Annotated in this window: 7 protein-coding genes; 5 read left to right on the plus strand and 2 right to left on the minus strand. The window is 66.3% G+C overall.

Annotation, left to right across the window (positions count from 1 at the left end; translation table 11 throughout):
• Nucleotides 1-54: 54 nt before the first annotated feature.
• On the minus strand, nucleotides 55-813 hold the full coding sequence (locus CDQ91_RS05565) for a sulfite exporter TauE/SafE family protein (protein ID WP_088471717.1): 759 nt from the start codon (nucleotides 811-813) through the stop codon (nucleotides 55-57).
• On the minus strand, nucleotides 810-1,526 hold the full coding sequence (ung, locus tag CDQ91_RS05570) for a uracil-DNA glycosylase (protein ID WP_088471718.1): 717 nt from the start codon (nucleotides 1,524-1,526) through the stop codon (nucleotides 810-812). The genes CDQ91_RS05565 and ung overlap by 4 nt, the downstream gene beginning before the upstream one ends.
• A gap of 105 nt (nucleotides 1,527-1,631) precedes the next feature.
• Between ung and CDQ91_RS05575 the strand changes: the two genes are divergently transcribed.
• From CDQ91_RS05575 to CDQ91_RS05595, 5 genes are all read left to right on the plus strand, one after another.
• Nucleotides 1,632-1,949 (plus strand): phosphoribosyl-ATP diphosphatase, encoded by a 318-nt coding sequence (locus tag CDQ91_RS05575; RefSeq protein ID WP_473825197.1) that lies wholly within the window; start codon nucleotides 1,632-1,634, stop codon nucleotides 1,947-1,949.
• A 26-nt stretch (nucleotides 1,950-1,975) separates the two neighbouring features.
• On the plus strand, nucleotides 1,976-2,353 hold the full coding sequence (locus tag CDQ91_RS05580; protein WP_088471719.1) for a histidine triad nucleotide-binding protein: 378 nt from the start codon (nucleotides 1,976-1,978) through the stop codon (nucleotides 2,351-2,353).
• A gap of 177 nt (nucleotides 2,354-2,530) precedes the next feature.
• The gene (locus CDQ91_RS05585) at nucleotides 2,531-8,371 is read left to right on the plus strand and encodes an alpha-2-macroglobulin family protein (protein WP_419722544.1); all 5,841 of its coding nucleotides are present in this window, start codon (nucleotides 2,531-2,533) and stop codon (nucleotides 8,369-8,371) included.
• Nucleotides 8,372-8,547: 176 nt separating this feature from the next.
• The gene (pbpC, locus tag CDQ91_RS05590) at nucleotides 8,548-10,683 is read left to right on the plus strand and encodes a penicillin-binding protein 1C (protein WP_088471720.1); all 2,136 of its coding nucleotides are present in this window, start codon (nucleotides 8,548-8,550) and stop codon (nucleotides 10,681-10,683) included.
• A gap of 106 nt (nucleotides 10,684-10,789) precedes the next feature.
• Nucleotides 10,790-12,325, plus strand: coding sequence for an amino acid permease (locus CDQ91_RS05595; RefSeq protein ID WP_088471721.1), 1,536 nt, complete (start codon nucleotides 10,790-10,792; stop codon nucleotides 12,323-12,325).
• The last annotated feature ends 24 nt before the right edge of the window (nucleotides 12,326-12,349 follow it).

The raw sequence follows: 12,349 nt of genomic DNA on the forward strand, positions 1-12,349 counted from the left end.
CCGTCACGGGCCAGCCTAGGCGCTTTACCCGCCCGCGTCGCCCACTTCCCGCGCTCATCCAGCGAGCCCGTCCCAAAGCAGCTTGGCGCCGAGCAGCACCATCAGGATATAGATCACGACATAGAAACGCGCGCCATCCATCCGCTTGAGCAGGCGCACCGTCAGCAAGGTCGAACCAATCGCGAGCGGCATCAGCAACAGCGCGGCGACGATCACCTCGTGCGGAAAGGCGCCGAGCGCGAGATAGGCAGGCACCTTCATCCAGTTGATCATCGCGAACAGGATCGAGCTGGTGCCGACGAACACCAGATGCGGCAAGCGGCGCGGCGTCACCCACATCTGGAACGGTGGGCCGCCGGCGTGGGCAATCTGGCTGGTAAAGCCGGTGAGCGCGCCAAACAAGGTGCCGATCCAGCCGGGCGATGTCGACGCCGCCACGATGCGTCCGCCGCGTTCGACCCACAGCCGGTAGACGCCGAACGCCAGCGTGATCGCGCCCAAGGCCGCCATAAGCTTCGCCTCGTCGACCTGCTCGGCGTAAAAATAGCCCGCGGCGATACCGACCGCAGCGCCGGGAAGCATCCATGCGACGACCCAGCCATCCCATGTCTTGCGGAACGACCAGACGCTGACGACATCCTGCACGATCAATATCGGCAGCAGCAGCGCCGCGGCGATCGTCGGCGGCAATACCAGCGCGACGAGCGGGGTTGCGAGCGCGCCCACCCCCGACAATCCGCCCTTCGCCAGCCCGAGCAGGACGACCGCGAGCGCAACGACGGCGAGCGTCACCGGGTCGGCGAGCAGACTCATTCGGCTGAAAGCGGGCCGGGCGCGTCGGGCAATCGCCAGTCGATGGCGCCGCGGCCATGCGCCTCGAGGAAATCATTGGCCTGGCTGAACGGCCGCGACCCGAAAAAGCCGTTGTGCGCCGACAGGGGCGACGGGTGCGGCGCGCGCAGGATCAGGTGCGGGCTGCCCGCCCCCAAGGCCGCAACGCGCGCCGCCTTCTTCTGGGCGTGGCTGCCCCACAGAATGAACACCTTGGGCGCCGGATCGGCGGCAACCGACGCCACCACTGCGTCGGTGAACGTCTCCCACCCCTTGCCCTTATGCGATGCCGCCTGCCCCGCCTCGACGGTCAGCACATTGTTGAGCAGCAACACGCCCTGTTCGGCCCAGTGCGCGAGATAGCCGTGCGACGCCCGCGATATGCCAAGGTCGCTCTGCATTTCCTTGTAGATGTTGACGAGGCTCGGCGGCACGCGGATCCCTGGCTGTACCGAAAAGCACAGGCCATGCGCCTGCCCCGGCCCATGATAGGGATCCTGCCCCAAAATGACGACGCGCACGCCCTGCGGCGGCGTCGCATCGAGCGCGGAGAACCAGTCGCGCGGACGCGGATAAATCGCCTTGCCCTTCGCGCGCTCGTCGCCGAGAAACTGCTTCAATGCCGCCATATAGGGCTGTTCAAACTCGCCGCCAATGCGTGCGAGCCAGTCGGGATGGAGTTTGACGTCGGGCATGCGCGTCCTTCGACCAGAGCATCCTGCGCTTGTCCAGTGCTCTTGTCGCCGCCGCTTACCGACGCTAGGCACGCGGGCGAAGGGACAGGCGGAATGAGCATGGCGATCGGCGAAGCATTGGGACGGCTCGAGGCCGTCGTCCACGACCGGCTCGCGGCGGGCACGGTCGAGGCGTCCTATGTCGCGAGCCTCGCCGCCAAGGGCCGCGGCAAGATCGCACAGAAATTCGGCGAAGAAGCGGTCGAAACCCTCATCGCCGCAATGAGCGAAGACGATCCCGCGCTGATCGGCGAAGCCAGCGACCTGATCTTCCACCTCACCGTACTGCTCGCCGAACGCGGCATCGCCTGGGCCGACGTCGCCGCCGAAATCGACCGGCGCCACGGCACCTCGGGCCATGCCGAAAAAGCCAGCCGTTCTTAATCCAGCCGTCAGCCACAGGAGCCATCATGGCGATCGACGCGACCCTCCCCTATGACGACAGCAATATCTTCGCGCGCATCCTGCGCGGCGAACTGCCGTGCAAGAAGGTTTATGAGGACGACCACGCCCTCGCCTTCCACGACATCAACCCGCAGGCACCGCTGCACATTTTGGTGATCCCCAAGGGCGCCTATGTCAGCTGGGACGATTTTTCGGAGCGCGGAAGCGATACCGAAATTGCGGGTTTCGTCCGCGCGGTCGGGCAGGTCGCGCGCGACAACGGCCTTGTCGTTCCCGGCTATCGCCTGCTAGCCAATGTCGGCCCCGACAGCCACCAGGAAGTCCCGCACCTCCATGTCCATCTGTTCGCCGGTGGGCCGCTCGGACCGATGCTGACGCGCTGAAAATACGTCGAAGCTCCGCGTCGCCTCAGCGGGGGCGACGGTCCGGATTTTACCTATGTCTGTAATCGCAATCACAGCCTGTCGGCCCATTGCGGCTAGTCGTGCACGATGCGCGGTGGACTCACACCCCTGTTTCCAGCAGGATAACCCAACGCTCAAAAAGCGGGGAGACGATTAATGGCATCGATGTGGCGCGGACTCGGTGGTCAGCTGACCAACAAGGTAAGGCTGGCTTTGCTCGTCCCACTCGCCATGGCGCTTGCCGCCGCGGGCGGCGACACGGTGCCGCAGGTCACGCTCGCCACCCCGGGCAGCACCGGCACCGGTGAAGGCACGATCAGTCGCTTCACCCTGCGCTTTTCCGAAGACATGGTGCCGCTCGGCGACCCCCGCGCCAAAGCCCCTGCGACCAACGACTGCAAACTCCCCGCCGACGGTCGTTGGGTCGACACCCGGACCTGGGTGCTCGAATTTGAAAAGCCGCTCCCCGGCGGCCTGCGCTGCCATGTCGAACTGCGCGATGGGCTGACCACCGCACGCGGGGTCAATGTCGTCGGCAACAGCCGCTTCGCGCTCGACACCGGCGGCCCCTCGGCACGCGCTATTCTTGCCGGCGGCACCCACGACGGAATCGAGGAGGACCAGATTTTCCTCGTCGCCACCAATGTCGCCGCCGACCGCGCTTCGGTTGGTCGCTATGGCTATTGCGCCGTCGACGGCATCGGCGAGAAGATTCCGCTCGACGTCCTGCCGCGCGAGACCGCGACGCAGATCCTCACCGGGCTCGGCAATGACAATTGGTCGCGCCAATCCTTCACCGAAGACGCAGGGCTACCGCAGCGCCTCCCCGCGGCGGGCGCCGACCGCGAAGCCGCGCTCGACCGTATCGTCCCCGTCAAATGCCGCCGCCCGCTGCCCCCCGGCCGCGACATGGCGCTCGTCTGGGACGCGCGCATTTCGCAGGCCGGCGTTCCCACCCGCACCGCCGGACGCGACCAGCGTTTCGACTATGACGTGCGCGCCGCCTTCACTGCGAAAATGTCGTGCAACCGCGTCAATCCGCAGGCGGGGTGCAACCCGATCAAGGATGTCATCCTGACCTTCGCCGCGCCGATCGCACGCGACGCCGCGCTTGCCGCGACGCTCAACACCACTGACGGCAAAAAGCTGACGCCCAAGGTTTCCGACGGCGACAAGAATGACGCGTTTCTGACCCAGGTCCGCTTCACCGGCCCGCTGCCGCAAAATGTCGACGCGACGCTGGTTCTGCCCGCCGACGTCACCGACCAGAGCGGCCGCAGGCTCGCCAACCAGTCGAACTTTCCGCTGAAATTCCACATCGACCGCGCCCCGCCGCTGGTCAAGTTCGCCGCCGAATTCGGCATCCTCGAGGCAAGCGAGGGCGGCATCCTGCCCGTCACCGTGCGCGGGGTCGAAGGGACGATGGTCCAGTCGAACCTCAAAATGCCCGCGACCGCACTCAAGGTCGGCGACGATGATGCCGCGATCGCGCGCTGGCTGAAGCGCGTCGATGACGCCGACGACACCGACTATCGCGAAGAAAAGGACCGCACCGGCAAAGAGGTCACGGTCAATTACACCGGCACCAAATCGGTGTTTGCGGGCGCGCCTGCGAGCGGCGAACGCCGCGACCTGCAACTGACGCCTCCCGGCGGCGGCAAGGAATTTGAAGTCATCGGCATCCCGCTCACCGAAAAGGGATTCCATGTCGTCGAGATCGCCAGCCCCGAACTCGGCGCGACATTGCTCGGCCGCAAGACGACGCGCTATGTCGCGACCGCCGCGCTTGTCACCAATATGGCGGTCCATTTCAAATGGGGCCGCGAAGGCTCGCTCGCGTGGGTGACCTCGCTCGACAAGGGCCTGCCCGTCGCGGGCGCCGAAATCCGCGTCACCGACAGCTGCACCGGCCGCCTGATCGCGCGCGGGGTTGCCGACAAGGCGGGTCGCCTCGCCTTTCCGTCGGGACTGCCCCAGCCCGAAACATATGCAAGCTGCGAGGAGAAGCCTGATCTCGCGAACAGCGAAGGCCATGCGCTGATGGTCAGCGCGCGTGCCGGCGATGATTTCAGCTTCACCCTCACCGACTGGGGCAACGGCATCCGCCCCTATGACTTCGACCTTCCCTATGGCTGGTCGGAGCGCAGCGACATCCTCCACACCATCTTCGACCGCGCGCTCGTCAAGGCGGGCGAGACGGTCAATATGAAGCATCTCCTGCGCCGTCCGATCGGCCTTGGCTTCCAGATTCCCAAGGCAATGGCGGGCAAGCTGCGCCTCGTCCACCGCGGCTCGGACACCGAATTTGAAATGCCCTTTGCCGTCACCGCGAATGGCAGCGGCGAAACCGTCTGGAACGTCCCCGCGTCGGCGCCGATGGGCGATTATGAACTCGTCTTCGTCACCAAGGATAAGGATGGCGAAGATAAAACCATCTGGTCGGGGCAGTCGGTTCGTGTCGACGAGTATCGCCTGCCGACGATGAAGGCGACCGTTACCGGGCCCAAAATATCGCCGGTGCGGCCGACCGCAGTGCCGCTGTCGCTGTTCGTCGGATACCTCTCGGGCGGCCCCGCGCCGAACCTGCCGGTGGAACTCCGCACCAACTTCCGCCCGAGCTGGTCGCCGCCCGAAGATTATCGCGACTGGGACTTCGACGGCCAGCCGGTCAAGGAAGGCGTCGTCCAGCTCGACGACAGCGGCGACGAGCCCGCCGCCGAAATGCCGCTCGCGCGGTCGATGCCGCTGACATTGGGCGCCGACGGCACCGCGGCGACCAGCGTGACGGTCGACCAGCCGATCACCGAGCCGACGCTGATGGCGGTCGAAATGGATTATGCCGACGCCAATGGCGAAACGCTGACCAGCAGCCGCCGGATCACGCTCTATCCGTCGGCGGTCCGCCTCGGGCTCAAGACCGACGGCTGGATGATGCGCGACAATGATCTGCGCCTGAAATTTGTCGCGCTCGATCTCGACGGCAAACCGCTGTCGGGGCAGCGCGTTTCGGTCGCGCTCTATAATCGCGAGATCATCACCGCACGCCGCCGCCTGATCGGCGGCTTCTATGCCTATGACAACCAGATGCGCACCACCCGGCTTGCGACCACTTGTTCGGCCACGACCGACAAGCTCGGCCGCGCGAGCTGCGCGATGGCGCCGGGCGTCTCGGGCGAAATCACCGTCGTCGCGACGACCACCGACGCCGACGGCAATGAGGCGCGCGCGGTACGCTCGGTCTGGCTCGCCGGCGACGACGACTGGTGGTTCGGCGGCGACAATGGCGACCGCATGGACGTGATCGCCGAAAAGCCGCGCTATGCTGCCGGCGACACCGCACGCTTCCAGGTTCGCATGCCCTTCCGCGAAGCGACCGCGCTCGTCACCGTCGAACGCGAAGGCGTGCTTTCGAGCTTCGTCGTGCCGCTCAAGGGCACCAACCCTGTCGTTCAGGTCAAGCTTCCCGCGACTTACGCTCCCGACGTCTATGTCTCGGTGATGGCGGTACGCGGGCGCGTCACGGGCCAGGAAAGCTGGTTCCGCCAGATGAAGCGCGCGGTCGGTTTCCAGATCGAGAATAGCGAGGGCGCGCCGCCGACCGCCTTGGTCGACCTCGCCAAGCCGAGCTACCGCATGGGCATTGCGCGGATCAAGGTTGGCTGGGAAGGCCATCAGCTCGGCGTCAAGGTGAAGGCCGATAAGGAAAAATATGCTGTTCGCGAAACCGCGAAGGTCGCGATCGAGGTCAAGACCCCCGATGGCAAGGCGCCCAAAAGCGCCGATGTCGCCTTTGCCGCAGTGGACGAAGCACTGCTTCAGCTCGCTCCGAACGAGAGCTGGCAGCTGATCGACGCGATGATGGGCGAGCGCACCCTCGACGTGCTGACCTCGACCGCGCAGATGCAGGTCGTCGGGAAGAGGCATTATGGCCGCAAAGCGCTCGAACCCGGCGGCGGTGGCGGTGGCGACCTGTCGGGGCTGACCCGCGAAGATTTCCGCCCCGTCCTGCTGTGGAAGGGAAATGTACCGCTCGACAGCAAGGGCCGCGCGATCGTCGAAGTGCCCTTGTCCGATAATTTGTCGAGCTTCCGCCTCGTCGCGATCGCGAGCGACGGCGCGCAATATTTCGGCACCGGCGAAACCAGCGTCCGCACCATACAGGATCTCGCGGTTTTTGCCGGGCTCCCCGAACTCGTCCGTACCGGCGACACTTATGATGCGCGCTTCACGCTGCGCAACGGCACCGATCAGGCGATGACGGTCACCGCTACGCCGACGCTGGCGCCCGCGGTCGCGACCGCGCCGCCGCTGACCGTCACCATTCCGGCGGGCGGCGCAGTGCCGGTCAGCTGGTCGATGGTCGCCCCCGATGCGACCGGGCCGATCCAGTGGACGGTCGAGGCGGTCGCCAAGGGCGGCAAGCAGCGTGACCGGCTGGTCTTCGAACAGATGGTCGAGCCCGCGGTGCCGGTCGAAACCTGGGCCGCCAGCCTGTTCCGCGTCGGCCCCGGCACGACCCTGCCGATCGCCATCCCTAAGGGTGCCCTGCCCGGCGGCTATGTCGATGTCGCGCTCGCAGGAACGCTCGCGCCGCCGCTCGCCGGGGTGCGCGATTATATGGCGATCTATCCGTATAATTGCTTCGAACAGTCGACTTCGCGCGCGATCGCGCTCGGCGACGTCGGGCGCTGGCAGGCGCTGGCGGAGGCGATGCCGACCTATCTCGATGACGACGGCCTGCTGCGTTACTGGCCGAACAACCAGATGACGGGCTCGCCCGAACTCACCGCCTATGTCCTCGCGATCACCGCCGCCAATGGCTTTGCGATCCCCGAAACGTCGAAGGCCAAGATGGTCAAGGCGTTGCAGGCGGTCGTCGAAGGACGCCTCAGCCGCAAGGGTTACGGCCCCTATGACATCCGCCCGGTCCGCATCGCGGCGCTGGCGGCGCTCGCGCGCAACAATGCGTCGAGCGCGAGCCTTGTCGCAGCGATCGACGTCGCGCCGGTCGACATGGCCACCGGCACCCTCGCCGACTGGCTGGTCGCGATCGAACGCACGCCCGGCGTGCGCAACGCCGTCGCGCTGCGCACCGCAGCCGAGGCCGAACTGCGCAAGCGGCTCGTCTACGAAGGCACGCGTCTCGACCTTGTCGACGATGCCAAGGCGCCCTGGTGGATGATGACCAGCGGCGACGAAATGGCGATCAAGGCACTGGAAGCCGTGCTGGGCCGCAAAGGCTGGGAAGATGACGCAGGCAAGCTGATGGTCGGCGTCGCGCAGCGCCAGCGCAAGGGGCATTGGGACACCACCCCCGCCAATGCGTGGGGGGCGACCACCGTCCGTCGCTTCGCCGAGCTCTATCCGGCGAGTGCGATCACCGGCGTCACCAATATCGGCCTCGCCGGCGGCACCGCCTCGCAAAGCTGGCCGCTACCCGCCGAACCGATCTCCCCGCTGCGCGTCGCGCTGGCTGCGGTAACGATGAGCCTGAAGCATGATGGCACCGGCGCGCCATGGGCGACGGTCAGCGTCAAGGCCGCCGTGCCGCTCAAGGAACCGCTCAACGCGGGCTACCGGATCAAGCGGTCGGTGAGCATCGTCAAGGCGACCGACAAGGACCGGCTGACGCGCGGCGATGTGATCAAGGTGCGGATCGAGGTCGTCGCGGCTGCGGGCCGGACGTGGGTCGTGATCAACGATCCCGTCGCGCCGGGCGCAACGATCGTCGGAAATCTGGGCGGCCAGTCCGAAATGCTTGGCCAACAGGCGAGCGGATCGGGCGCGCAGCCAAGCTATGTCGAGCGCGGCAAGGACAGCTGGCGTGGCTATTTCGGCTGGATGCCCGCGGGCACCCACGCGGTCGAATATGTCGTGCGCTTGAACGGCTCGGGCCGCTTCACCCTGCCGCCGACGCGGGTCGAGGCGATGTATTCGCCCGCGATCCGCGGCCAATGGCCGAACGCCCCGCTGACGGTGGTGAGCGTCGGGCAGTGATGCTTGGCTACGGCAGCATAAGATCCTCCCTGTCGCGAAGCGATGGGGAGGTGGCAGCGCGAAGCGCTGACGGAGGGGCCATGACGCGGCGTCGCAGCCCCTCCACCACCGCCTGCGGCGGCGGTGCCCCTCCCCATGCCTTCGGCACGGGGAGGATCATTTAGGCCTCGCGATCAATGACCGCCCGACCCCGTTGGCAACGCTGGCTCGCATGGGCAGCGCTCGCGCTGCTCATCCTCACCACCATCGCGCACCTCCTCACGCGCCCGCCTGCGATGCCCGATTACGCCGCCGTCCGCGCCGACTGGAAGCCCAGCGAAGCCTGGCTCTATGACCGCAACGGCCGCCTGCTCGATAGCGAGCGCGTCAATTTCGAGCGTCGCCGCCTCGCATGGGTCCCGCTCGGCGACATCAGCCCCGCGGTCCGCGATATGGTGGTGCAGGCCGAGGACCGGCGTTTCTGGTCGCATGGCGGGGTTGACTGGCTGGCAATCGCCAGCGCCGCACGCACCCGCCTGACGTGGGGTAGGACCGGCGGGCGCTCGCGCGGCGCCTCGACCCTCCCGATGCAGCTTGCGGGCTTCCTCGCGCCGGAACTCGCGCAACCGGGCAAGCGCGACTGGTTGAACAAGATCCGCCAGATGCGCGCCGGACAGGCGCTCGCGTCAAGCTGGTCGCACGAAGAGATACTCGAGGCCTATTTCAATCTCGTGCCCCTGCGCGGCGAAGCGCAGGGGATCGGCGCAGGATCGCGCGCGCTGTTCGGGAAACGCCCCGCCGAAATGACCCGCACCGACGCGGCGTTGTTCGCGGGCCTCCTCCCCAATCCGACCGCGGGCGCCGAAGCGCTCGGCCGCCGCGCGTGCCGGGTCGCGCAGGCGAAGGATTGCGGCACGATCCGTGCCGCCGCCGCGACGCTCGTATCGGGCGAGCGCATCGCCGAACTCGATCCAGCGCTTGCCCCTCACCTTGCCGTGCGCCTGCTCGACAAGCCGGGAAAGCGCGTGACGACGACGATCGATCGCCGCGTTCAGGCCGCCGCGATCGTCGCGCTGCGCCGCCAGCTCGCCGGACTCGGATCGGACCGTGTCCGCGACGGCGCGGTCGTCGTCCTCGATAATGCCACCGGCGAGGTGCTCGCCTATGTCGGCGGGGTCGGCCTGAAATCGACCGCCGCCGCGGTCGACGGCGCCAATGCGCGGCGGCAGGCGGGCTCGACGCTCAAGCCGCATCTTTACGCGCAGGTGATCGAACGCGGCTGGCTGACCGCCGCGTCGATCCTCGACGACAGCCCGGTCCAGCTTGACACCGCCTCGGGCCTCTATGTCCCCAAAAACTACGACCACAGCTTCAAGGGTCCGGTCAGCGTCCGCAACGCGCTGGCAAGCTCGCTGAACGTCCCCGCCGTCCGCGCGCTCATCATCGACGATGTTCAGGCGTTTCGCGATCGCCTCTGGGCACTCGGCTATCACGGCCTTGTCGAGGATGGCGATTTTTACGGCTTTAGCCTTGCACTCGGTTCGGCCGAAGTGTCGCTGGTCGAACAGGCCAACGCCTTTCGCAGCTTCGCCAACCACGGCCGCTGGTCACCGGTGCATTTCGGACTGAACGAACCTGCGGGCGAAACGCGCCAGATCGTGGCGCCCGCCGCCGCCTTCATCGTCGGCGACATCCTCGCCGACGCCTCCGCCCGCGCCGATGCCTTCGGGTCCGACAGCGCGCTGCGCCTCCCCTTCTGGGCCGCCGCCAAGACCGGCACGTCGAAGGGGATGCGCGACAATTGGTGCATCGGCTGGTCCGACCGCTTCACCGTCGCGGTGTGGGTCGGCAATCTCGAGGGCGATTCGATGCGGGCGGTCTCGGGCACCTCGGGCGCGGCGCCGGTGTGGCGCGACGTGATGCTCGCGCTCCACGCCGGGAGCCCTGGCAAGCCGCCCGCGAGGCCCGAAGGCGTCGAGGCGCGCCAGATCGCGCTTCCCGGCACGCGCGAACCACCGCGCCGCGAATATTTCCTGCGCGGCACCGCGCAGAGCGAAATGGCGACCGCCCCCGCCGTCTCACGCCGCCCGCGCATCACCAGCCCGGTCAGCGGCAGCGTTTATGCACTCGATCCCGATATCCCGATCGATCGCCAGCGGCTGGCGGTGAGCGTCAGCGGATCGGTCGCCGGTCACCGCCTGATCCTCGACAAGACTGCGCTCGGCGATGCCGATACGGGCCAGCAAATCCTGCCGCGCCCGGGAATCCATATGCTGACGCTCGTCGATCCCGGCGGGCGGATGATCGACCGGGTCCGCTTTACGGTACGGTAAGCATAGCCGCCCCACGAAATTAAGTTGCGCTGACGGATGGAGAAGCTAGTCTGCGCTGCCAGGAGAGGGCGCCGTCGACGGTCGCCCCACAAGGGGAAATTTCTCTATGATATTTGACCGGGTAAAACCGTTAGATGCCATTTTGGCGACAGCAGAAAAAAAACCACTGACGCGAACGCTCGGCGCTTTCCAGCTGACGATGCTCGGCGTTGGTGCGGTCATCGGGACCGGCATCTTCGTCCTGACGGCAGAGGCCGCGCAGAAAGCCGGGCCCGGCATGATGATCAGCTTTATCATCGCGGGCTTCGTCTGCGCCGTTGCCGCGCTCTGTTATGCCGAAATGGCGTCGATGGTACCTGTTTCGGGTTCCGCCTATACCTATAGCTATGCTGTGATGGGCGAACTGCTGGCCTGGATGGTCGGCTGGGCGCTAATCCTCGAATATGCCGTCGCTGCGGGCGCCGTTTCGGTCGGATGGTCCGGCTATATGATCGGTATTCTGGAAAATGCCCTGCACATAAACATACCCGATGCGCTGGTGCTTGGGCCCTATGACGGCGGGATCATCAACCTGCCCGCGATGGTCATCGCCGGTCTGGTTACCTGGCTGCTCGTTATCGGGACCAAAGAAAGCGCGATGATCAACGCCATCCTCGTGATGATCAAAATTGCCGCGCTCACCTTGTTCGTCGTGCTCGCACTGCCCGTCATGCAGATGCAGAATTTCGAACCTTTCGCACCGCTCGGCATGGCCGGCATCTCAGCAGCAGCGGCATCGATTTTCTTTGCCTATGTCGGCTTCGATGCGGTCTCCACTGCGGCCGAGGAAACCAAGAATCCGCAACGCAACATGCCGATCGGCCTGATCGGCTCGCTCGCCATCTGCACGATCTTCTACATCCTCGTCGCGGCGGGCGTCATCGGCAGCGTCGGCGCGCAGCCCATCACCGACGCGGCGGGCAACGCCTTTGCAGCGGGCAGCCTCGAACTGAGCCAGGCCTGCGCCGCGATGGGCGACAATGCGGTGGTTTGCTCCAAAGAAGCTTTGGCCTGGACGCTCCGCAACATCGGCTGGACGCAAGTTGGCAACCTTGTCGGTCTTGCCGCCACTATCGCCCTTCCTTCGGTCATCCTGATGATGATGTTCGGTCAGACCCGCATTTTCTTCGTGATGAGCCGCGACGGCCTGCTTCCGGCGATCTTCTCGCGCACCCACGCGCGCTACCACACGCCGCATGTGATCACGATGATCACGGGCGTGTTCGTCGCGCTGTTCGCCGCTTTCTTCCCGGTCGGCAAGCTGGCCGACATCTCCAACTCGGGGACGCTTTTCGCCTTCCTGATGGTGTCGATCGCCGTGCTGGTGCTTCGCCGCACCGATCCCAACCGCGTGCGTCCCTTCCGTACGCCGCTGGTCAATGTGATCGCACCGGTCTCGGTCGCAGGTTGCGCCTATCTGTTCTGGAGCCTGTCGGTCGATACCAAGCTGATGTTCGTCGGCTGGGCCGTGGTCGGCCTTATCGTCTACTTCGGTTACAGCCGCCGCCGCAGTCATGTCGGCCTGGGCCATATCGAAGTGCATGAGGATGACAGCGATGCACCGCCGCCGCCGGTACCCCCGGTGCCGTCGTTCAAGAGCTAAATGGAAAGGGGGCTTCGGCCCCCT

Origin of the sequence: Sphingopyxis witflariensis, assembly GCF_002205635.1 — a bacterium.
Taxonomy (GTDB): domain Bacteria; phylum Pseudomonadota; class Alphaproteobacteria; order Sphingomonadales; family Sphingomonadaceae; genus Sphingopyxis; species Sphingopyxis witflariensis.